General features: G+C 68.6%; 21 protein-coding genes. 11 read left to right on the top strand and 10 right to left on the bottom strand.

The genetic code is table 11. The annotated features are described in order from the left end of the window. Positions 1 to 16: 16 nt before the first annotated feature. Positions 17 to 538 carry a hypothetical protein gene (locus G6N35_RS10975; protein ID WP_163804277.1) on the bottom strand — a complete coding sequence of 174 codons (522 nt, stop codon included), beginning with the start codon at positions 536 to 538 and terminating at the stop codon, positions 17 to 19. A 67-nt stretch (positions 539 to 605) separates the two neighbouring features. Here G6N35_RS10975 and G6N35_RS10970 point away from each other — a divergent pair, with 67 nt between their 5' ends. Further along, positions 606 to 872, top strand: coding sequence for a hypothetical protein (locus G6N35_RS10970; protein WP_163804276.1), 267 nt, complete (start codon positions 606 to 608; stop codon positions 870 to 872). On the opposite strand, the gene G6N35_RS10965 is transcribed toward G6N35_RS10970, so the two are convergent. The 3 genes from G6N35_RS10965 to G6N35_RS10955 form a co-directional block, all read right to left on the bottom strand. Next, entirely contained in the window at positions 869 to 1,654 is a 786-nt protein-coding gene (locus tag G6N35_RS10965) for an SDR family oxidoreductase (RefSeq protein ID WP_163804275.1), read from the bottom strand. The genes G6N35_RS10970 and G6N35_RS10965 overlap by 4 nt on opposite strands. Position 1,655: 1 nt before the next feature. Further along, positions 1,656 to 1,916, bottom strand: coding sequence for a hypothetical protein (locus tag G6N35_RS10960; RefSeq protein ID WP_163804274.1), 261 nt, complete (start codon positions 1,914 to 1,916; stop codon positions 1,656 to 1,658). Positions 1,917 to 2,002: 86 nt separating this feature from the next. Further along, a complete protein-coding gene (locus G6N35_RS10955) occupies positions 2,003 to 3,949 on the bottom strand; it encodes an acetoacetate--CoA ligase (RefSeq protein WP_163804273.1) in 1,947 nt (648 codons plus the stop codon). Between the two features lie 94 nt (positions 3,950 to 4,043). On the opposite strand from G6N35_RS10955, the gene G6N35_RS10950 reads away from it, so the two are divergent. Beyond that, positions 4,044 to 5,258: a CaiB/BaiF CoA transferase family protein gene (locus G6N35_RS10950; RefSeq protein ID WP_163804272.1), complete on the top strand. Its 1,215-nt coding sequence runs from the start codon at positions 4,044 to 4,046 to the stop codon at positions 5,256 to 5,258. Between the two features lie 16 nt (positions 5,259 to 5,274). After that, a complete protein-coding gene (locus G6N35_RS10945; RefSeq protein WP_163804271.1) occupies positions 5,275 to 6,420 on the top strand; it encodes a thiolase family protein in 1,146 nt (381 codons plus the stop codon). Between the two features lie 8 nt (positions 6,421 to 6,428). Here G6N35_RS10945 and G6N35_RS10940 read toward each other — a convergent pair whose 3' ends face one another. Together G6N35_RS10940 and G6N35_RS10935 are read right to left on the bottom strand one after the other, a co-directional pair. Continuing rightward, positions 6,429 to 7,289 (bottom strand): alpha/beta hydrolase, encoded by an 861-nt coding sequence (locus tag G6N35_RS10940; RefSeq protein WP_281356993.1) that lies wholly within the window; start codon positions 7,287 to 7,289, stop codon positions 6,429 to 6,431. Then, positions 7,286 to 8,002 (bottom strand): Rv1363c family protein, encoded by a 717-nt coding sequence (locus G6N35_RS10935; RefSeq protein WP_163804270.1) that lies wholly within the window; start codon positions 8,000 to 8,002, stop codon positions 7,286 to 7,288. The genes G6N35_RS10940 and G6N35_RS10935 overlap by 4 nt, the downstream gene beginning before the upstream one ends. Positions 8,003 to 8,127: 125 nt before the next feature. Between G6N35_RS10935 and G6N35_RS10930 the strand changes: the two genes are divergently transcribed. After that, positions 8,128 to 8,535: a hypothetical protein gene (locus G6N35_RS10930; protein WP_163804269.1), complete on the top strand. Its 408-nt coding sequence runs from the start codon at positions 8,128 to 8,130 to the stop codon at positions 8,533 to 8,535. Between the two features lie 74 nt (positions 8,536 to 8,609). On the opposite strand, the gene G6N35_RS10925 is transcribed toward G6N35_RS10930, so the two are convergent. Further along, entirely contained in the window at positions 8,610 to 9,026 is a 417-nt protein-coding gene (locus G6N35_RS10925) for an Rv2576c family protein (RefSeq protein ID WP_163804268.1), read from the bottom strand. A gap of 277 nt (positions 9,027 to 9,303) precedes the next feature. Here G6N35_RS10925 and G6N35_RS10920 point away from each other — a divergent pair, with 277 nt between their 5' ends. The 6 genes from G6N35_RS10920 to G6N35_RS10895 all read left to right on the top strand — a co-directional run bounded on the left by G6N35_RS10920 (position 9,304) and on the right by G6N35_RS10895 (position 13,332). Next, positions 9,304 to 10,044, top strand: a complete 741-nt coding sequence (locus G6N35_RS10920) for an Rv1363c family protein (protein ID WP_163804267.1) — start codon at positions 9,304 to 9,306, stop codon at positions 10,042 to 10,044. Continuing rightward, positions 10,041 to 10,685: an Rv1363c family protein gene (locus G6N35_RS10915; RefSeq protein ID WP_163804266.1), complete on the top strand. Its 645-nt coding sequence runs from the start codon at positions 10,041 to 10,043 to the stop codon at positions 10,683 to 10,685. Before G6N35_RS10920 ends, G6N35_RS10915 begins: the two co-directional genes overlap by 4 nt. Positions 10,686 to 10,761: 76 nt before the next feature. Next, positions 10,762 to 11,355 carry a fatty-acid--CoA ligase gene (locus G6N35_RS10910; RefSeq protein WP_163807607.1) on the top strand — a complete coding sequence of 198 codons (594 nt, stop codon included), beginning with the start codon at positions 10,762 to 10,764 and terminating at the stop codon, positions 11,353 to 11,355. A gap of 9 nt (positions 11,356 to 11,364) precedes the next feature. Continuing rightward, positions 11,365 to 11,568: a (2Fe-2S)-binding protein gene (locus G6N35_RS10905; RefSeq protein WP_163804265.1), complete on the top strand. Its 204-nt coding sequence runs from the start codon at positions 11,365 to 11,367 to the stop codon at positions 11,566 to 11,568. Positions 11,569 to 11,705: 137 nt separating this feature from the next. Beyond that, entirely contained in the window at positions 11,706 to 12,725 is a 1,020-nt protein-coding gene (locus G6N35_RS10900) for an Acg family FMN-binding oxidoreductase (protein ID WP_163804264.1), read from the top strand. A 10-nt stretch (positions 12,726 to 12,735) separates the two neighbouring features. After that, positions 12,736 to 13,332 carry an Rv1733c family protein gene (locus G6N35_RS10895; protein ID WP_163804263.1) on the top strand — a complete coding sequence of 199 codons (597 nt, stop codon included), beginning with the start codon at positions 12,736 to 12,738 and terminating at the stop codon, positions 13,330 to 13,332. 3 nt (positions 13,333 to 13,335) lie between these two features. Here the strand turns inward: G6N35_RS10895 and otsB are convergent, their stop codons facing one another. Beyond that, entirely contained in the window at positions 13,336 to 17,334 is a 3,999-nt protein-coding gene (gene otsB, locus G6N35_RS10890) for a trehalose-phosphatase (protein ID WP_163807606.1), read from the bottom strand. A 144-nt stretch (positions 17,335 to 17,478) separates the two neighbouring features. On the opposite strand from otsB, the gene G6N35_RS10885 reads away from it, so the two are divergent. Then, positions 17,479 to 18,366 carry a universal stress protein gene (locus G6N35_RS10885; protein ID WP_163804262.1) on the top strand — a complete coding sequence of 296 codons (888 nt, stop codon included), beginning with the start codon at positions 17,479 to 17,481 and terminating at the stop codon, positions 18,364 to 18,366. Position 18,367: 1 nt separating this feature from the next. On the opposite strand, the gene G6N35_RS10880 is transcribed toward G6N35_RS10885, so the two are convergent. Together G6N35_RS10880 and dosR are read right to left on the bottom strand one after the other, a co-directional pair. Beyond that, positions 18,368 to 20,101 carry a sensor histidine kinase gene (locus G6N35_RS10880; protein ID WP_407664615.1) on the bottom strand — a complete coding sequence of 578 codons (1,734 nt, stop codon included), beginning with the start codon at positions 20,099 to 20,101 and terminating at the stop codon, positions 18,368 to 18,370. Positions 20,102 to 20,125: 24 nt separating this feature from the next. Beyond that, positions 20,126 to 20,773 carry a hypoxia response regulator transcription factor DosR/DevR gene (dosR, locus tag G6N35_RS10875; RefSeq protein ID WP_163804260.1) on the bottom strand — a complete coding sequence of 216 codons (648 nt, stop codon included), beginning with the start codon at positions 20,771 to 20,773 and terminating at the stop codon, positions 20,126 to 20,128. Positions 20,774 to 20,829 lie beyond the last annotated feature (56 nt).

Raw genomic sequence — 20,829 nt, 5'->3', positions numbered from 1 at the left:
GAAAAGGCGTCGACGGCTACTTGCAGAGGGCGGCGATCTTGGCGTTGGTGGCCTCGGCGTCGTGCAGCCTGGCCGCCTGGGCAGGGTTGTCGTTGGTCACCCCGGCGAGCGCGTTGATCGCGATGTCCTGCAGGCTGCCCGCGAACGACCGGATCGCGTCGGCGAGTTCGGGAGGTGTGCCCGCCCCCGTCTTGGCGAGCAGGTAGGTTCCGCCGCCGGCCATCGCGAGCCGCGCGTTGGCGGCGACCGCCTGGATGGCGGCCGGATCGGTGCCCGCATCGCCGTGGGTCTGCAATGCCACAGCAGCGGTCACAACCTGAAAAGCGCTGCAGGCGTTGGCTTTATCCTCCGCCGAGGGCGCTTCGGCGGCTGGCTTTTCAGGGGCGGGGGCCGGTCGCAGGGCAGCCCAGCCGGCCGTGGCCGCCGCGACCAGTGCGATCACCAGCGCGGCCGGGGCGATCCACCGCGGGGCGGACGGCGCCGAGGCGGGCTGGGTGCGGGCGGCGGGGGAGTCGTCGTCGACGGTCGGCTCTGGCATGGCCGCGATCCTAGCCACCCGGGCAGCGACGGTGCCTGCGCGTACGATTCTGCCCAGGTGACGTGAGATGACGGCGAGGATTCGAGTCCGGAAGCTGGCCGCGCATGCCGTGGCGGCGGTGGTGCTGGCGGGTGGGCTGCTGGCGGCCGCGCCGGGTACCGCCAACGCATGCCCGCCGGGGCACCTGAACAACCAGTACACCGGCCAGTGCTATCTGCAGGGCAGCGCGCCCACCATCAACGGAGTCCCTTGTGTGGCAAGCAATCTCGGGCTGTGCCGGTCGTTCACCCAGAACCAGCAGCCGCCGCGCAAGCCATCGTCGTCGGTGGGCTAGCTGCCGGTCAGCGCCTTGATCATCAGGCGCTGCGTCCAGTTCGGGGACACCTGCGACAGGGCCGCCAGCACCTTGGTCTGCCGTCCCACCGGATAGTGCACTCTCGGCAGCCACCGGCGGCGGCTCTGGGTCACCGCGAACACCGCCTCGGCCACATCCGCGGGTTGAAGGTTAACGCCGAGTGACTTGGTACTGCCGGTCTCCACCCCGTCGGTCATCGCCGTCTGCACGAACAGCGGCCACATGGCGACCACCCGGATGCCGTGCGGACGCCACTCCAGCTCCAACGCCTCGGTGAGCGCCCGCAGCGCGAACTTGGTGGCCGAATAGGTGGCCAGCTCCGGCTGGCCGTACAGCGCTGAGGCCGAGCACATGTTGACGACCTGCGCGTTCGGGGTGTCGCGCAGATAGCGGAACGCCTCGTGCAGGCCGGCCAGCGCGCCGTAGACGTTGATGTCGATCATCCGCCGGTGCGTGGCCAGCGGGATGTCGGCGAAGGCGCCGTTGGCCAGCACACCGGCGTTGTTGACCAGGATGTCGAGCCGGCCCGACGGTGCGGTGAATGCCGCGAGTTGTTCGGACCACTGCGTGGCGTCGGTGACGTCGAGCTTCCCGATCACGACCTCGCCACCGGCGGCGGTGATCTCCGCACGCAGGGACTCCAGGCCGGCCAGGTCGATGTCGTAGGCCCCGACCCGGTAGCCGTTGCCGGCGTAGAGCAGGGCCGTGGCGCGGCCGATCCCGGCTGCGGCGCCGGTGATGAAGACCGACCGGTCGGCCACCTCAGACCACCTTCAGGGTCGGGGTCTGGGTCGGGGGCTCCGGGGCGATCCGGTTGCTGGCCGCGGCCATGGCGGTATCGACACGGGTGGCGGCCGTCTGGCAGGCTGCGCTGGCTCGGCGGCCCAGGCCGTCGGCCTCGTCGGCGGCGGTGCGCAGGTAACCGGTCAGCGCCAGCCGCAACCGGTCGCCGGCGCGGGCCATCCGGTTGCGAACGCGGTCGTCGACCATGACGGTGACGTAGGGCAGTTCTAGTTTGATCACGGTGCACCTCCCAAGCCGGTGCTTCGAATCTAGTCGAATCGTGGGCGCCGGTTCTGCAGAGCCGCCCCGTCCTGGGGTGCTGCCCCTCAGTCGGCGGTCCAGCGGTGGGCCCGGCCCTGCTCGGCGTACCAGTCGATGAGGTCGGGGTTGTCGATCGACCGCGGGTCCAGCGACACGTCGCGGTGCCCGGCCATGATGGCGGTGACGGGTACCTCGAGTTTCTTACCGGTCCGGGTGTGCGGGATACCGGGCGCGGCGATGACGTCGTCGGGGACGTGGCGCGGGGACAAGGAGGTCCTGACCGCCGTGCGGATGGTGCTCACCAGGTCGTCGTCGAGTTCGTGCCCGTCGGCCAGCGTGACGAACAGCGGCATCCAATACGCGCCGTCGGGGCCGTCGATCCCGAGGACGAAGGCTTCGGTGACGGCGTCGATCGCCTCGACCACCTCGTAGATGTCGGCCGACCCCATCCGGATCCCGTGCCGGTTCAGGGTGGCGTCGCTGCGACCGTGGATCACCAGCGAACCGTGATCGGTGACCGTCACCCAGTCGCCGTGACGCCACACGTGCGGATCTGGTCCGTCAGCCCAGTGGTGATCGAAATATGCTGCGCGATAACGTGCTCCATCGTTGTCGTCCCAGAACCCGACGGGCATGGACGGCATCGCCGTGGTGATCACCATCTCGCCGACGTCGCCGATCAGCGGTCGGCGTTCCGGTGACCAGCTGTGCAGGCCGACGCCGAGGTAGCGCACGGTCAGTTCACCAGCGATCACGGGCAGGCCGGCCGTTCCGCCGGCGAACGCGGTCACCACGTCGGTCCCGCCGCTGATCGACGACACCGCGACGTGTTCGCCGACTTCGTCGTGCACCCACTCGAAGAGATCTGCCGGCAGTGGCGACCCGGTGCTCCCGATGGTGTTCAGCCGGCTCAGATCGTGGGCGGCACCGGGATGCAGGCCGGCCTTGCGGCAGGCCAGCAGATGGCCCGGACTGGTACCGAAGTAGGTGACCGCCTCGTCCTGCACGATCTGCCACAGCCGATCGGCGTCGGGGTGGAGCGGATGCCCGCTGTAACAGACCACCGTGGAGCCGCACAGCAGGCCGGCGATACGGAAGTTCCACATCATCCAGCTCAAGGCGGTCTGCCAGAAGAAGACGTCATCGGGTCCCAGATCGGCATGCAGCGCAGCGGCTTTGAGGTGCTCGAGGACCACCCCGCCGTGGCCGTGGACGATGCCTTTGGGTCGCCCGGTGGTTCCGGAACTGAACAGCACCCACAGTGGATGGTCGAACGGCACCGGCGTCACCTCGGGCGTTACCGGCTCGGCGATCAGGTCGCGGTAGGCCTGGCCGTCCAGCAGCACGAGCTGCACACCGTCGAGCAGGTCCACCAATTCGGCTGTGTCCGAACGTTTGTCGATCCACCGATCGTTGAACTGGTACCCATCGGCGCTGAACAGGACTTTCGGCTTCAGTTGAGCCAGCCGGGACGCGGCACCCTGCGGTGCGTAGTCCTGGCCGCACGCCGACCACACCGCGCCGATCGCCGCCGTCGCCAGGAAGGCGATCATCGCCTCCGCGATGTCGGGCAGGTAGCCCGCCACGGTGTCGCCGCTGCCCACACCGAGGCGGCGCAGTTCGGCGGCCACCGCGCCGACCTGACCCGCCAGGTCTGGCCAGGCGATCTCGGTGCGGGCGCCGTCTTGGTCGATCCCGATGATCGCCGCCCCGGTGCGTGCGCAGGTGTGCCGCATGATCTGGTCGACGTAGTTGAGGGTGACGCCGGGAAACCACTGTGCGCCGGGCATGGTCGGATCGGCCAACACTCCGGTTTCACCCGGTGCCGGAGCGACGGACGCCAGGACGTCGAAGTGCTCCCAGACGGCTCGCCAGAACCGGGCCGGATGTTCGACCGACCACTGCCACAATTCGGGGTAGCCGCCGGCGGGCGCGCCATGGCGCGCGGCAGTGGTGGCAGCGAATCGCCGCCACCTCGGCTCGGTATCCGCTGGCCTGTCAGTGCGCGACACGGTGCTCCTCTCCGGCGTGCTGTGAGCCTAACGTGAGCGCATCGATGCATGGACTACGGACGGACGCCGAGATCACCCTCCGTATGGTGAGGTGATGTCGTCTGCCGACCAACCGGCCGCCCCGCTGGCCGGGGTCACCGTCGTGGCCCTCGAACAGGCCGTATCCGCACCGATGTGCACCCGGGTCCTCGCCGACTTCGGTGCCCGGGTGATCAAGGTGGAGAACCCGGCGGGCGGAGATTTCGCCCGGCACTACGACGATGTCGTCAACGGCCCTGGCGGACTGGCCGCGCACTTCGTCTGGGCCAACCGCAACAAGGAATCTGTGGTTCTGGATCTGAAATCAGCTGCCGGACTTGATGTCCTGCACCGGTTGCTGGAGCGCGCCGACGTCCTGGTGTCGAATCTGGCTCCCGGCTCCACCGCCCGGCTCGGTATCTCGGCGCAGCAGCTGCGGCAGCGGCATCCCGACGTGATCGCCGTCGAGATCGACGGCTACGGCGCCGGCGGTCCGCTGTCGTCCAAGCGGGCCTATGACCTGCTCACCCAGGCAGAATCCGGGTCGTGCGCGGTCACCGGGCATCCCGGGATGCCGGCCAAACCGGGGCCGCCGATCGCCGACATCTCCAGTGGCCTGTATTCGGCGCTGTCGATCATGGCGTTGCTCTACTCGCGCCACCAGGGGGGCCGCCGCGGCGGGGCGGTCAGCGTGAGCCTGTTCGACACGATGATGGACCTGATGGGCTATCCCCTGACCTACACCCAGCACTCCGGGATCGACCAACAGCCCCTTGGGATGGGCTCACCGGCGGTCGCGCCCTACGGGGCCTACGAGACGTCCGACGGGCAGACCGTCGTGCTCGGTACCACCAACGATCACGAATGGCAGCGGCTGGCCCGCGAGATCATCGACCGTCCCGACCTGGCCGACGATCCGCGCTTCGCGTCCAACTCGGATCGGGTGGCCAACCGGGACATCCTCGACGATGCCATCCGAACATGGTGTGCCAGATACGATCTCGACCATATCCAGAAGACGGCAGATGCGGCCGGTATCGGCAACGCCCGCTACAACCTGCCCAGTGAGGTCCTCACGCACCCGCAGCTGAGTGCCCGCGACCGTTGGCGCACCGTTGCCACCACGAGCGGCCCCATCGAGGCGATCCTGCCGCCGCCGATCATCGAGGGTTACGAACAACCGATGGGCCCGGTACCCGGTCTCGGTGAGCACACCGATGCGGTGCTCAGCGAGCTGGGGCTGTCGGGCGAGGAGATCGACCGGCTGCGTCAGCAGGGGGCCATCGCGTGAACAGTGAGGAGAGGCCATGCGGGATGCGGTGATCGTCGAGGCGGTACGCACACCGGTCGGCAAGCGCAACGGCGGACTGTCCGGGGTGCACGCCGCCGACCTATCGGCCGTCGTGCTCAACGCCCTGGCGCAGCGGACCGGCCTGGATCCATCGACCGTCGACGATGTGGTGTGGGGGTGTGTTTCCCAGGTGGGTGACCAGTCCAGCAATATCGGCCGGTTCTCGGTGCTGGCGGCGGGCTGGCCGGAGTCCATCCCGGGGACCACCGTGAACCGCGCCTGCGGATCCAGCCAGCAGGCGCTGGATTTCGCGGCCCAGGCCGTGATGAGCGGGCAGCAGGACGTCGTCGTGGCCGGCGGGGTGGAGGTGATGAGCCGCGTTCCGCTCGGCTCGGCGCGTGCCACCGGTATGCCGTACGGGCCCAAAGCGCTTGCCCGGTATGATGATTTCTCCTTCAACCAGGGTATCTCGGCGGAGCTGATCGCCCAGAAGTGGGGCTTGTCGCGCACCGATCTTGACGAGTACTCGGCGCGTTCGCATGAGTTGGCTGCCGCCGCCCAGGACCACGGGGCATTCGACCGTCAGATCGTGGCGGTGCCCACCGATGGCGGCGCCGTCACCGCCGATGAAGGTATCCGGCGGGGAACCACCGCCGAGAAGCTCGCCGCCCTCAAGCCGGCCTTCACCGACGACGGCGTGATCCACGCCGGCAACTCCTCACAGATCTCCGATGGCGCGGCGGCCCTGCTGGTGACCTCGGCCGAACACGCTGCCGCCCAGGGCTGGACGCCGATCGCCCGCTACGTCGCCGGAGCGGTGGCCGGCGCGAACCCGGTGCTGATGCTCACCGGCCCGATCCCGGCAACCGAGAAGGTGCTGGCCAAGACCGGCCTGTCCGTCGGCGACATCGGGGTGTTCGAGGTCAACGAAGCCTTCGCCCCGGTTCCGCTGGCGTGGCTGGCCGATATCGGCGCCGATGCCCAGCGGCTGAACCCACTGGGCGGGGCGATCGCGCTGGGCCACCCGCTCGGCGGTTCCGGTGCGGTGCTGATGACCCGGATGCTGCACCACATGCGCGACAACAACATTCGCTACGGTCTGCAGACGATGTGTGAGGGCGGCGGTACCGCCAACGCCACCGTTGTCGAGTTGCTGGGCTGACGGAGGATCTAGCCGGCGTCGATGCACTGCTGGACGAAGGCCAGCACCCCCGAGTGGTACTGCGCGGCGGCCAATCCGAGGCTGAGGTTGTGGCCGCACCCGGCCTGTTGGTTGATCTCGACGCGCGGTGACGCGCCGAACATCGCGGTGATTTGCGCCAGCGACTCGGGGCTGCAGTCCCAGAACCGCTCGTGTTCGGCCGCGGTGACACGCACCGGCACGTGTACCCGGGCCGCCAGGTCCGGAAGGTCCCGGGCGGCCCAGTTCGCCGACACCTCGGCGTCCTGCGGGGGCGAGCCGGTGACGCCGACGGCATTGACGACGTCGTCGGGATACAGTTCGGAGGGCGCCCAGATCAGTTCGCGCAAACCGGCCGGACGATGCGCCGAGGGGGCTTGCTCGAGGATCGAGCGTGCCGCCGGGTGTCGGCGCACACCGGTTCCGGCCAGCTCCACACCCAGCACCTCGGACGCCCGGTCAGTGACGGCAATCCGCAGCGCAAGCTCGCAGCCATTGGAGTGCGCCATGACGAAGACGCCCGCGCCGCGCGATCGCTGTCTCAATACCACATCGATTGCGGCACAGACCAATTCGACCCGACGGGCCGGATCCCACATCTGGTCGGCGTACGACGCGCTGGTCCCGTAGCCGGGGCGGTCCAGGGCCAGGGCAGTGAAACCCGTTGCGGCAGCCGCCCGCAGCAGCGACAGCTCCGGATGGCCCGGGCAGTCGAAGTAGGCCGCCGACGAGGCACCGCCGTGCAGCGCGACGATCACCGCCTTGGGTTCGGCGGCCTCGGCCAGCAGACCCGACATCGGGATGCCGTCCACCGGCACGACCCGGCGAACCGGGACGGGCGCGGCGGTCACGAGAATTCGATATCCGACATCTTGATCTGGCCGCCGTCGCGCTGCAGGCTGACCACCACCCGCCAGACCCGAGGCTGCTGGTCCTCCTTGGGCGCGTCGGGCCCTTCGCGGTGTGAGGTCGCGGCCACCAGCACTTCGGCGCTCTCGTCGTCCATCTCTTCCACAGCGGCGTCATTGACAGTCACCTTGGTGACCATCTTCGATTCCTGCAGCGCCTTGATCAGGTCCGCGGAGTTCTCCTTGAAGTTGTTCTGGAACTTGCCCACCGAGTCGTCGATGACCCGCTGCACGCTCTCCTTGGCCTGGTTGTAGTCCATCGACATCAGGTTGACCACGCCTTGGCGGGCGGCAGCGGCGTACTCGGCGCTGCGCTGCCGGTGGGCCTCGGCTTTGCCGTGTTCCCACAGCATGTACCCGGTCGCGCCGAGCAGGCCGGCGATGACCAGCACCACCAGGGCGGCCGCGAGCGCCCGACCGGACGGCGGCCGAAGCCGGCGTCTGACCGCGGCATCCGTCGCGGCGGTGGTGTCTTCGACATCTGGCACGTCGGCGTCGTCACCGGCCGCTTCCAGCTTGCGGCGCAGTTCCTCGGCGCGGGCTCGAGCGGCTTCGGCACGCGCGTGAGCCTCGGCCGCGGCTGCCTCGGCAGCGTCGGCGGACACGAGGGTGCCGTCGGCGTCTGGCGTCTCGGGCTCACGCTTGCCGGGCGGCATCGGACCTCCTCGTCCTGCGCGGTCGACTGCGGACCGCGACGTTAGCACTGCCACCTAGCATTTCACAGTCCCATTATCTGGTCAGAGCGGGAAAATTCACGCACCGAATATGCGATGGTGTCGGAGTGCGAAAGACCGTCGTAGCTTTGGCCGCGCCCCTTGTAGCTGGTCTGCTGCTGCCTGCGCCGGCATCCGCAGACCCGGCCGGGGCGCCGATCAATGCCACCGAGTGCAATGACGCGTTCTGCACTCCCGGTATCACGGCGGGGGTGGAGCTCGGTGCGCCGTGCAGCGACACCTCGTACTACGTTTTCGGCGTCGACACCCGCAACAACTGGGGCCGGCTGATTTTCTGTGGGTCGCCGCGGCGCCTGGAGCCGCGCTACTTCCGCTCGCCCCCGATGGTCGGTGTCAAGGAGTTCAACACCAACTGCACCGGCTACGAGGACGACGTCGCCCAGGCCCCCGACGGCTTGTTCCTCACCTGCGCGATTCAGAACAACGAGTCGATCTGGGTCCGCGGCGACGCCTGAGCCGGTGGCGACGGCACCGGCGCGGTGATATCGCGGCGGGTGGCCGTGACCGGGCACCTTGACGCCGACGCAGCTCACCAGTGGCGCAGCGAGCAGAGCGCGCCCTTGACGCCGGAGTTCTCGGCGACCACGACGCCGTCTACCGCCAGCACGCAGTGAAAGTTGGGCGGGTTGGGGGAGCGGCCGCTGGTGGCCGTCACCATGGCCCACTCGTCGGGGTTGGCCAGCTGGACGTTGAGCACCCACTTCTGCGACGGCCCCAGGTCGGCTTCGACATTGGGGCTGAACAGGTAGGGGTCGTGGCTGTAGTCGGCCCAGTTCGGCGGATCGGTGTCGCGGTAATAGATCTCGGCTCCGCGGAACGGGGCTTCGGTGAACACGCTGTAGGTCACCTGATGCATCACCGGGTCATCGGCGTTGGCCGTCGCGGTGGTGCCGGCAACTCCGGAAGCGGCCAGGACGAGCGCCGAACCAACCCGGACAAACCTCATGGCGCAGCCTCGCACACCGCCTCCTTCGCTGATCCAGTAGTCGGATTGTAGGTTCTGGCGGAGCCTCGAAACCGGCAAAGTCCGGATATCGGGACATTTGCACGTCGGTCAGTTTCCGGTCGGTGCGAGCCTCCCGCTGCCCGCGGGTCCCGGCCGGTGTGACGTCCCCGCGGCGCATCGCCGACAATGAGCGGCGGTCGGCAGCCAGTGCCCAGCGGTCGCCCGTACGCTGGCTGGATGTTTGGTCCAGGGAGGAGCGCGGACATGTGTAGGTGGCATGGCATCTGAGGTGAACCGTGAGGGTGCGGCGGCCCCGGTGAATGCCGATTCCGACGACGTGTCCGAGGTGAAGGCGCAGCTGGCCGAAGCCGAGGCCGCCGAGGCACGGGCGCGCGCGGAGGCCGCCGAGGCGAAGGCGACCGCAGAACGCCTGCGCGGGGCGACTGCCGAGACCGCCACCGACACCGATTTCGAGACCGAGCCCGAGCTCGAGACCGACGCCGGCGTCGTGGCCACATCGCGGCGGTCGGCCCGAGGGTGGCAGCCGACGGTGGCGGCCGCTGTTGCCATCCTCGGGATTGTCGCGCTGCTCACGGTCACCGGTCTGATGATCTGGCAGCACCAGCGGGCCGAGGCGCAGCGGGCACACCGCGCCGAGCTGATCAACGCCGCGAAACTCGGTGTGGCAGCGCTGCTGTCGATCGACTACAACCACGCCAAGGCGGACGTACAGCGGGTCATCGACCTCTCGACAGGGGGTTTCAAGGATGACTTCAGCAAGGGTGCACAGGATTTCGTGACGACTGCGGAGCAGTCGAAGGCGGTGACTATCGGCTCGATCAAGGCCGCCGCGCTGGAGAGCGACAACGGTGATTCAGGGGTGGTATTGCTTGCCGCCTCGTCTCAGGTGACCAATGCCAATGGGGCCAAACAGGATCCGCGGGCGTGGCGGATGAGCGTGACCGTGACGCGTGACGGGGACCAGTTGAAGATGTCGAATGTGGAGTTCGTGCCATGAGCAAAGACGAAGACACCCAGGTCGAAGAGACCCCGCTCGAGCAGTCCGAAGAGGCCCTCAAAGACCTCGACGTCGAAGGTGTCGCCGAGACCGAGTCCGACACCGATACCGTGGTCGAGCCTGCGCCCGGAGCGGGGCAACGGGCTCCCGGCGGGCTTCGCCGACACTGGGTGGCCGCCTTGCTGGCCGTGCTGCTGGTGGCTTCGGCGGGTGCCGCCGGTGGCGTCTATTGGTGGCTCTACCGCCCGGACCAGCAGACCGACGCCACGGTTGCGCAGCAGGTCACCGCGGCGGCGAAGGACGGTACCGTCGCGCTGCTGTCGTACGCCCCGGACACCCTGGACAAGGACCTGGCCAACGCCAAGTCGCACCTGACCGGTGAATTCCTCAAGTACTACAGCCAGTTCACCGACCAGATCGTGGCGCCCGCCGCCAAGAAGAAGGGCGTCAAGACCGAGGCCAACGTCGCGCGCGCCGCGGTCTCGCAGCTCGAACCCGGCCGTGCGGTGGTGTTGGTCTTCGTCAACCAGGTCACCACCAGCAAGGACCGCCCCGACCCTGCACTGGCTACCAGCAGTGTGATGGTGACCCTGGTCAAAGACCAGGGCGGGTGGAAGATCTCCGAGTTCAACCCCGTCTAGCTCACCCGCTATCCAGGAGGGCCGGCGCGTCGTGACCGACACAGTGCAGAACCGGGAGCACACCCTTGTTCTGGCCATGGATTTCCGGGTGCCCGACCCGGGCGCGGTGTGGGCCGTCTTGCTGCGCAGCAGGTCCGCCCTGGTCGACCTCGGCGCGCATTACGTCCTGCTCTACGTCTCCACTTGGGATCCCGGCCGCGTCATGGTCACCATCTCGTTGCGCAGCCGTGAGCCCCTGCTGGAGGTGTTGCGCTCGGGGTTGTTCCTGAGCTGGTTCGATTCGGTGGGCCTCGAGGACATCCCGGCCGTTTTCGCCGGCGACACCATCGAGAAGATCGCCGTCAGCCGAGCCGACCAACTTACCGCGCCGGGCGTCATCATGGCGACGATCGCCCGGGTGCAGGATGTGCCCCGCTTGATGTCGCGTATTCATCAGGGGCTGGCGCGGTTCGCACACGCTGGGATCCGCTACATGCGTGTCTTCGGGGCGTTCGACGACGAGCAGGAAGTGCTGATCCTGCAGGAGATCGAGACCGAGCGGGATGCGAGTCGCTGGATGGATCACCCCGACTCGGTGGCCGAATGGATGACCGGTGCCGGTGTCGGCGCTTATCCGCCGATCTTCGTCGGCCGGCTGGAGCACATCATGCGGCTCGACGAGAACGCCTGAGGCGCAACGATGTTCGTCTGCTTGTGTAACGGGGTCACCAGCCAGACGGTGGCCGAGGCCGTGGCGGCGGGCGCCACGACCACCAAGCAGGTGGCCAAGGCCTGTGGTGCCGGGTCGGAATGCGGGCGCTGTAAGCACACGGTCCGCGCCATCATCGAGGCGGCCGGGCCGCCGCAACCCAAGCGCCGCAGAGGTTGGCTGCGCCGAGAGTGACGCGGCCGCCGCCGGGGCCGAAACGCCACGTGGCGGCAGCACAAGTCCCCGCAGCAAAGGACTTACGTCTCTGGCAGCGCCGGTGCGATCTGGGCGACTGTAGTCATAGAGAACGACCAGAGAAGGCGGCGAGACCCATGTGCGCGCACTTTCCCGACCCGCAGACTGTGCGGTCCGCGCTGACCCTCGCGACGCGAGCGCCGTCGGTGCACAACTCCCAGCCCTGGCATTGGCGGATCGGCGCCGACAGCATCCAGCTCTATGCTGATCCCAGCCGGCATCTGCCCAGAACCGACCCGGATCGGCGTGACATGCTGGTCAGCTGCGGCACCACGCTGCATCACTGCACGGTGGCGTTGGCCGCGATGGGATGGCAGGCCAGGATCCATCGGTTCCCCGATCCTTCGGACCCCAACCACGTCGCCTCGCTGGAACTGCATCCGCAGAAGCCGGGGGAGCTCGACGTCACCCTGGCCGCCGCGATCACCCGGCGCCGTACCGACCGCCGCAACTACAGCTCATGGCCGGTGCCCGGTGGGGACATCGCCCTGATGGGGGCCCGTGCGGCCAGGGCCGGGGTCATGCTGCGCCAGATCGACCTGCTGCCGCAGCTGAACGCGATCGTCGCCGAGTCGGTGGCCAGGCACACCAGCGATACCGACTACCTCACCGAACTCAACGCCTGGAGCGGGCGGTATGGGTCGGTCGCCGGGGTACCGGCGCGCAACGCGCCGCCGGCCGATCCCCGCGCGATGATCCCGGCCCGTGTCTTCGCCGGCCCCGCGCTCAAGCAGCCGTCGCTGACACCACCCGGCGAGGACAACGCCGTCATGCTGGCGCTGGGCACCGAGACCGACGACGACCTGGCGCGCGTGCGCGCCGGCGAGGCGACCAGCCTGGTGCTGCTGTCGGCTACTGCGATGGGTCTGGCGACCTGCCCGGTCACCGAGCCGCTCGAGATTCCCGAGACTCGGGACGCGGTCCGCACGGATGTGTTCGGCACCAGCGGATACCCGCAGATGCTGCTGCGGGTCGGCTGGGCGGCGATCAACGCCGACCCGCTGCCCGCCACCCCGCGGCGTCCGCTTCCCGATGTGGCCGACTGGCGGGGCGATGCGTTCGTCGTCGGTGTGGACCCGGTGAGCCAAGCGGGGTAGCGCGCTCGGTATGGACACCTTCATCCCGCGTCCCGGGGGCGGCCGGATCTTGCGACTGTTCGCCCGAAATCCGTTGATACGACGTAGTGATCGCCTCGAGTCGCTGGTGCTGATCCTTGCTGTTACCGTCGTGCTCGCCGCCGCACCGATCGCGGGTGCGATCGGCACCGCGATCCACTCGAGCCGCGCCGCGGTCTACCAGGAGCAGATGGCGACGCGGCACGCCGTGACGGCGACCGTGCTCGAGGACAGCGCGTCCACGGTGCGGCCGTACGCGCTGTTCTTCGATGTGCACGCCCGCTGGTCCGATAGGGGAATCACCCACGAAGACACCTTCGGCTGGGGCCAGCCTGCCAAAGCCGGTGAGCAGCTTACTGTTTGGGTGGACCGGCAGGGAACCTATGCCGGACCACCGACCCCGCCCGGCCGGGCGGTCAGCGATGCGGTGATCGCTGCCGTCGTGCTCTGGCTGTCGGTGCTCACCCTGGTGGTGGCGGTCACGACCCTGGTGCGCTTTCGTATCGAGCGCCGCAGGCACGCCCAGTGGGACCGCGGGCTGCGTGGTCTGGTGGGCGACGACGGTGGCCGCACCAGCAGCGACCACTGAGCCTCACGGGAAGCGCAGGGTCGTACCCGGGGTGAGCGTTTGTACGTGCCCCCGGCATTCGATCTCGATCGCGGGATGGTCGGCGGGGTCGACGCTGATCTCGGCGCTACGACCGTGGATGGTCAGGTGCAGCCGGTAGCCGCGATAGTAGATCGGCAGCCGAAGGGCACCAAGGCTTTCCGGCCACATCGGGCTCAGGATGAGCCGGTCGGCGCGGGTCTCCAGCCCGGTGAAGCAGCGCTGCAGAAGGTCGATGCTGCCGGCCATGGCGGCGATGTGGATGCCTTCGGCGGTGGTGCCGCCCTGGATGTCGGCGACATCCGACATCAGCACCTGCTGGAAGTAGCGCATCGCGCGTTCGCGGTCGCCGCGGGCCAACACCCAGGCGTGCACCACGCCGCTGAGCGTCGACCCGTGCGAGGTGCGATGCAGGTAGTAGTCGACGGTCTTGGGAATCTGTTCCGGGGTGAACCGGTAGCCCATCCGGGCGAATAGTTCCCGCAACTCGTCGGATGACAGCAGGTAGAACAGCATCAGCACGTCGGCCTGCTTGGAGGCGCGGTAGCGGTTGACGCTGTCGTTCTCGGCCTCCAGGATGCGGTCGAGCCGCTGGATGTTGCCGTACCGTTCGCGGTAGGCGTGCCAATCCAGTTCGGCCAGTTGGTCATAGCCCTGGAACTGGCTGATGACGTCCCCCCCGGGCGTAGGCCCGGAATTCGAGGCGGAGTGAAACGGGATGTACATCCGGCGGCTGACCTCGTCCCACCGGTCGAGTTCGCGGCCGTGGATGCCGAGCGTCTCCATCAGGTCCAGTCGGTCGCGCAGCGGCATGGCGTCCAGGGCGTCCAGCGCCCGTACGATCACCCACACCGCCATCACGTTGGTGTAGGCGTTGTTGTCGATGCCGTCGTAGGGCCGGTCGGGATAGCCGGAGTGGAACTCGTCGGGCCCGATCACCCCACGGATCACGTAGCGGCCCCGGCCATTGTCCAAACTCTCGTCGAACTCGGCGCGGCTCACCCAGAATCGGGCGATCTCGGCGAGCATCTCCGCACCGTTCTCGATCAGGTACTCCAGGTCACCGGTGACCTGGTAGTACTGCCAGACGTTGTAGGCCACCGCGATACCGATGTGGTGGGCGCGGGCGCTGGCATCGGGATTCCAGTGCCCGGAGTTCGGGTTGAGGTGCAGCTTCTGGCTCTCCTCGCGACCGTCGCTGCCGGACTGCCAGGGGAACATCGCCCCGGCGTAGCCGGCCTCCGCCGCGGCCCGGCGGGCTTCGGGCAGCCGCCGGTAGCGGTAGCGCAACAGCGATCGGGTGGTCGCGGGGGAGCGCAGGTTGAGCACTGGGAACACAAACAGTTCGTCCCAGAAGACGTGGCCGCGGTAGGCCTCACCGTGCAGGCCCCGGGCGCCGAGCCCGGCATCGAGGTCCTCGGCCCGGTTGGGCACCGTCTGCAGCAGTTGCAGAAGGTGCAGGCGCACCACCCGCATGGCGTCCGGGTTGTCGTCGAAGGCGATGTCGAACCGCTCCCACAGATGGGCCCACTCGCGGACGTGGCCCTCCCGTAGATCGCTGTATCGTCCGAGCTGGCGCAGCAGCCGCTCGGCGGCGTCACCGGGCTCGGCGATGGCGTGGTCGCGGCCGGTGAAGATGGCGGCCATCTTCTCCACGGTGACCGAGTCGCCCGGCGACATCGAGACCACGTAGTCGTGGCCGACCCTGCGGGGTTCGTCGACGAATCTGCTGTCGATCTGCAGCGGCTCCTCACCGCGCCACAGCGTGGTCCGCGCGGCCACCGCGATCGGGATGCGGGATTGCACGGTCTGGCAGACCAGCAACACCGCGTTGGCCGACAGCTCCCGGGTGGTGGTCGCCACCAGGTGGTCGTCGGACAACGCCCGGTAGCGTTCGACGCCGGAGTTGCGCACGTCGCCGTCCACCATGGACAGGAATTCGATGGTGCCCGACCAGTCTTCGGCCCAGATCGTGGTTTCCAGGGCGCAGGCGTGCGGCAGGTGCATGGCCGCGATGCGGCGCTGGGCCACCTTGCAGGTGCGCCCGCCCGGATCGCGGAACCGGAACTCGCGGTACAGCTCGGCCTGCCGAAGATCCATGTTCTGCCGGTAGGACAGCAGTGTCGCGGAGTCGATGTCGAACCAGTCGCCGCCGTCGATGCGGAATTTCAGCGACAGCCAGTTCGGCAGGTTGACCAGGCTCTCGTTCTCGATCCGCACCCCGGCCACCTCGTCGGTGAGCCGGTTGTACAGACCGGCGGCGTAGGTGCCGGGGTAGTGGAACGGTCCGGCGTCGGCCTCCGGTGCGCAGCCCCGGGTGGCGCGGTAGCCGTTGCCGACGGTGCACAGCGCCTCCCGCAGCCGCTCCTGCTCGGGCAGGTAACCACCGAACGTGAACGACCAAGGGCTGGAGAGGATCTGGCGGTCCACGTCGCACTGTTCGACCAGCCGCTCGACGAACTCGCGGACGTGGGCCGGATCGTCCAGCGAGTACCGGGCGGCGGTGCAGCGGTTGCCGTCCTCGGTGTGCCGGACCACGATGCCGATCCCGTCGTGCAACACCGAGTCGAACGCATCCTCGTCGGTCAGGTCGTCACCGAGGTAGATCGGGAGCAGGGGCTCCCGACCGGCCACTCGGTCGACGATCCACTCCAGGGTCTCGCCCTTGTCCCAGTCCATGTTCGGACGCAACTCGACGACCTTGCGGCCGGCGGTGACCTTCAGCCCGTGCCGCACACCGGCCCGGTGCACCGCGGCAGTGACCACGGCCTCGGCGTCGGTCCCGCCGTTGCGGTAGTGCACCGCGACAGCAAATCGCTTGTGCTCCACCATTACTCCGGTGAGATCGGCCAGTTCTTCTTGCAATTCCCCGGCGGCGGCGGCCAGCAGCGGCACTGCGGCCGCGGCGGTCTCGTTCTGATGGTGGACGCCGTCGGGCCCGACCATCTCGAAGCCGTGGCTGCCGGCGTACCACAGGCCCGGGATGGCGATCCGTGCGCGGATGTCGTCGAGGTCGCGCCCGGAGAGCACGGCGACGGGATACAGCGCGGCCAGCGACTGCAACGCCTTGTCGGCACCCGGAAACAGTTGGGCCGCATCGGGATTGTCGACGATCTCCGAAAGCGTGCCGTCGAAGTCGAAGAACAGCGCCGGTCGGCGGGCCCCCACCACACCGGCGATCTGACCGAAGGAACGCAGGGCATCGGGCAGCTCCGTCATCCGCCGGTCGATCGCCCGTACCGTGACGTCGGCCAGATCGCCGATCACCGTGTCGGCTCCGTTCTCGAGCAGGGCATCGGTGGCCGCGCCGGTCCGGTCGACACCGATGACCAGACCGAATCCGCCGGCCCGGCCCGCCGCCACACCGGCCTCGGCATCCTCGACCACCACGCACCGGCCGGGCCGGGCACCCAGCCGGCGGGCTGTCTCCAGCAGCATCGCCGGGTCGGGTTTACCGGGCAGCCCCAGCCGCTCGGCGGTCACCCCGTCGACGCGCACGGCGAAATAGCCGCCGATTCCGGCGGCGTCGAGCACTCGTTCGCAGTTGCGGCTCGCCGAGTAGATGGCCGTGCCCACCCCGAGTTCGTCGAGACGGCGGACCAGCGCGACGGTGGACTCGAAGGTCGGCACGCCGTCGGCGATGCGCTCCAGGTAGAGCTTCTGCTTGCGATTACCCAACCCGCATACGGTGTCGTCACCCTCATCCGACGGCGACCCCCACGGCAGGGTGACCCCCCGAGATGCCAGAAAGTCCCGCACCCCGTCGTAACGGGGTTTACCGTCGATGAAGTGCCGGTAGTCGGCGGGGGTGAAGTCGTAATCGTGAAACAGCTCGGCCCAGGCTGCAGCGTGCAGCGAGGCGGTATCGGTGACCACGCCGTCGAGGTCGAACAGCACCGCATCGTGATAGCGGGGGTCGATGGCCACCGGCAGTCCGATATCGGGCCCGTCACGGTCGACGAGGTCGTGACGAACGCCGAACATGCTCTGGCTGCCCATGGTGCGACCATGCCACACCCGCACCGGTGCGATCAGGGCCTTGTGGCCATCCGGTATGGGACCAAGGCCTCATGATCACGGGGACCGGTAGTCCTAGGGTCGTTAGTAGCGCAGGTTAAGGAGAATGAAATGTCAACTCCCGCAACTCATCGCGGAATCCTCGTCGGTGTCGACGGATCGCCGGAGTCCAAGGTCGCAGTGGACTGGGCCGCCCGCGATGCCGCGATGCGCGGAGCACCGCTGAAGCTGGTCCACGTGCTCAACCCACCGGTGGTGATGACGTTCCCCGAGGTGCCGATGCCGCCGGGATACCTGCAGTGGCAGGAGGAATCGGGTCGCAAGATCCTCGACGCCGCCTGCCGGGCCGCCGCCGAGGCCACCAGGGAGCACCCGGTCGAGGTGACCAGCGAGATGGTCTCCGGTCCGACCGTACCGACCCTGGTGCACTTGACCAAGGAAGCCGGCCTGGTGGTCGTGGGCTGCCGCGGCCGTGGTGCGCTGGCCCGCAGCCTGCTCGGCTCGGTGAGCACCGGTCTGGCCCATCACTCGCACTGTCCGGTGGCCGTCATCCACGACGAGGATCCACTGATGACACATCCGTCGAAGGCACCCGTGGTGGTCGGTATCGACGGCTCGCCGGCCTCCGAGCTGGCCACCTCGATTGCGTTCGAGGAAGCCAGCTTTCGCGGAGTCGACGTGGTGGCCGTGCACGCCTGGAGCGATACCGGGGTATTCGAGTTCCCGGGTGTGGACTGGTCGACCATGCAGGCACTCGGGGAAGAGACCCTCGGTGAGCGCCTGGCCGGCTGGCAGGAGCGCTATCCCGACGTCCCGGTGCGCCGCGTGGTGGTCGCCGACCGGCCGGCCCGTCAGCTCATCGAGCAGTCCGAGTCGGCGCAACTGGTAGTGGTCGGTAGCCACGGCCGCGGCGGCTTCGCCGGCATGCTGCTGGGCTCGGTGGGCACCGCGGTCCTGCACGGTGTCCGGATGCCGGTGATCATCGCGCGCAGTTCCTGATTCAGGGCAGCGGAGCGCTCCAGCGCAGCGTGGTCCCGCCGTCGGGGCCGTCTCCCACGCTGAAGGCACCACCGACATCGGCGGCCCTGCGCCGCAGGTTGGTCAGCCCGCTGGCCGTCACGTCGGCGGGCATGCCCCGACCGTCGTCGACCACCTCGATCTGCAACTCGTCCTCGACCCGCACCGTGACGGCCAGCGTGCGCGCCTCGGCATGGCGCACCGCGTTGCTGACTGCCTCGCGCACCACCGCTTCGGCGTGGTCGGCCAAGGCGGCGTCGACCACCGAGAGCGGTCCGACATACTGCACTGTGGTGCGCAGTCCGGATCCGGCGAACGCGCTGATGGCCTCGTCGAGCCGCTGACGCAACCGGGTGGTGCCCGCCGCGCCGCCATGCAGGTCGAAGATCGCCGTCCGGATCTCCTGGATCACGCCCTGCAACTCGTCGACGGTATCGCTGAGGCGCTGCTGCACCTCGGCCGAGCGGGCGCGGGGGATGGTGCCCTGCAGCGTCAGTCCCAGTGCGAACAGTCGCTGGATCACGTGGTCATGCAGATCGCGGGCGATCCGGTCGCGGTCGGAGAGCACGTCGAGTTCGCGCAGATGCCGCTGTGTGCTGGCCAGTTGCCAGGCCAGGGTGGCCTGGTCGCAGAACGCGGCCATCATGTCGCGCTGCTCGTCGGTGAAGGTCGCCGATCCGCGGCGGCGCAGGATCACCAGGACACCGGCCACGGTCTCGGTGGTACGCAGCGGCAGAACGAGTGCCGGCCCGGCTTCGGGCATCACGTCGAGGGTGTCACCGAGCAGGTCGAGGTGACGCGGGGTGCGCCCGGCGAAGCAGGCGCCGATGACGGTGCCCGGAACCGGGATCGGCTGGGCGTGCCGGGCCGACCCGGCCACCCCAGCGGTCTCGACGATCATCAGTTCGGCGACGTCCGGGGTGGGCAGTTCGCTGTCGGTGGGCACCGCGACCAGGACCGCATCGGCGGCGGTCAGCTCCATGGCCTCGTCGGCGATCAGCCGGAACACCTGGGCCGGATCGGCCCCGCCCAGCAGCTCGGTGCCGATATCGCGGGTGGCTTCGATCCAGGACTGCCGGATCCGGGATTGTTCGTAGAGCCGGGCGTTGTCGATCGCGATGCCCGCGGCGGCGGCCAGTGCCTCGACCAGCACCTCGTCGTCCTCGCTGAACGGTTGGCCGTCGGCCTTCTCGGTCAGGTAGAGATTGCCGAAGACTTCGTCGCGAATCCGCACCGGGACACCCAGGAATGTCCGCATCGGGGGATGGTTGGGCGGAAAGCCGACCGAGGCGGGGTGCTGGATGATGTTGTCGAGGCGGATCGGCTTGGGCTCGTCAATGAGGTGGCCCAGCACGCCGCGGCCCTCGGGCAGCGGGCCGATCAGCTCACGGGTGTCGGAGTCGATGCCCTCGTAGATGAATTCGATCAGTTCGTGGTCGCGGCCCCGCACGCCGAGGGCGCCGTAGCGGGCGTCGACCAGTTCGATCGCGGTGCGCACGATGGTCTTGAGCGTGACGTCGAGTTCTAGGCCGGAGGTGACCACCAGCATGGCTTCGACCAGGCCGTCGAGCCGGTCGCGGCCCTTGACGATCTGCTCCACCCGGTCCTGGACCTCGACGAGCAGCTCACGAAGCCGCAGCTGGGACAAAGTGTCACGCAGCGGCGGTGCCGTTTGGTGCTCCCCCCCTGAGCCGACGTGGTCGGTCACGACACCTATCGTGCCAGATTGTTACTGGCGGGTTCAGTCTTCGGTGTGATGGCCCTGGTCGAGCTTGGAGACGAACACCGCGGCCTGGGTGCGCCGCTCCATGCCGAGCTTGGCGAGCAGCCGGGAGACGTAGTTCTTGACCGTCTTCTCGGCCAGGAACATCCGGGCGGCGATCTGCTTGTTGGTCAGGCCTTCGCCCAGGAGTCCCAGCAGCACCCGTTCCTGCTCGGTCAGTCCGGACAGCGGGTCGGATCGTTCTGCCGCGCCGCGCAATTTGGCCATCAACGCCGCAGCGGCGCGGTTGTCGAGCAGTGACCGTCCGGCCCCGACGTCCTTGATCGCCTTGGCCAGTTCCATGCCCTTGATGTCTTTGACCACGTATCCGCTGGCGCCGGCCAGGATGGCGTCCAGCATCGCCTCGTCGGAGGTGAAGGACGTCAGCATCAGGCACCGCAGGTCGGGCATCTTCGACAGCAGGTCCCGGCACAGTTCGATCCCGTTTCCGTCGGGCAGCCGCACGTCGAGCACCGCGACGTCGGGCTGCAGTGCGGGGATCTGGGCCAGGGCCTGGGCGACGGAACCGGCCTCGCCGATGACGTCGAGCTCAGGGTCGGCGCCGAGCAGGTCGATCAGACCGCGGCGGACCACCTCGTGGTCGTCGACGAGAAACACCTTGACCATGGTGTGCCTTCCGGGTCGGCAACAGGGCACGGCGAAGATCCGCACCCACTATGGCC

The organism is Mycolicibacterium anyangense, assembly GCF_010731855.1.
Classification (GTDB): Bacteria; Actinomycetota; Actinomycetes; order Mycobacteriales; family Mycobacteriaceae; genus Mycobacterium; species Mycobacterium anyangense.
Note: the sequence above shows the minus strand (reverse complement) of the source record. Positions and strands in the feature narration are given on the sequence as shown.

Coding starts and splice junctions, on each gene's coding strand:
- G6N35_RS10975 (WP_163804277.1), bottom strand. CDS start 538: ATGCCAGAGCCGACCGTCGACGACGACTCCCCCGCCGCCCGCACCCAG.
- G6N35_RS10970 (WP_163804276.1), top strand. CDS start 606: ATGACGGCGAGGATTCGAGTCCGGAAGCTGGCCGCGCATGCCGTGGCG.
- G6N35_RS10950 (WP_163804272.1), top strand. CDS start 4,044: ATGTCGTCTGCCGACCAACCGGCCGCCCCGCTGGCCGGGGTCACCGTC.
- G6N35_RS10945 (WP_163804271.1), top strand. CDS start 5,275: ATGCGGGATGCGGTGATCGTCGAGGCGGTACGCACACCGGTCGGCAAG.
- G6N35_RS10935 (WP_163804270.1), bottom strand. CDS start 8,002: ATGCCGCCCGGCAAGCGTGAGCCCGAGACGCCAGACGCCGACGGCACC.
- G6N35_RS10925 (WP_163804268.1), bottom strand. CDS start 9,026: ATGAGGTTTGTCCGGGTTGGTTCGGCGCTCGTCCTGGCCGCTTCCGGA.
- G6N35_RS10920 (WP_163804267.1), top strand. CDS start 9,304: ATGGCATCTGAGGTGAACCGTGAGGGTGCGGCGGCCCCGGTGAATGCC.
- G6N35_RS10915 (WP_163804266.1), top strand. CDS start 10,041: ATGAGCAAAGACGAAGACACCCAGGTCGAAGAGACCCCGCTCGAGCAG.
- G6N35_RS10910 (WP_163807607.1), top strand. CDS start 10,762: ATGGATTTCCGGGTGCCCGACCCGGGCGCGGTGTGGGCCGTCTTGCTG.
- G6N35_RS10905 (WP_163804265.1), top strand. CDS start 11,365: ATGTTCGTCTGCTTGTGTAACGGGGTCACCAGCCAGACGGTGGCCGAG.
- G6N35_RS10900 (WP_163804264.1), top strand. CDS start 11,706: ATGTGCGCGCACTTTCCCGACCCGCAGACTGTGCGGTCCGCGCTGACC.
- G6N35_RS10895 (WP_163804263.1), top strand. CDS start 12,736: ATGGACACCTTCATCCCGCGTCCCGGGGGCGGCCGGATCTTGCGACTG.
- otsB (WP_163807606.1), bottom strand. CDS start 17,334: ATGTTCGGCGTTCGTCACGACCTCGTCGACCGTGACGGGCCCGATATC.
- G6N35_RS10885 (WP_163804262.1), top strand. CDS start 17,479: ATGTCAACTCCCGCAACTCATCGCGGAATCCTCGTCGGTGTCGACGGA.
- dosR (WP_163804260.1), bottom strand. CDS start 20,773: ATGGTCAAGGTGTTTCTCGTCGACGACCACGAGGTGGTCCGCCGCGGT.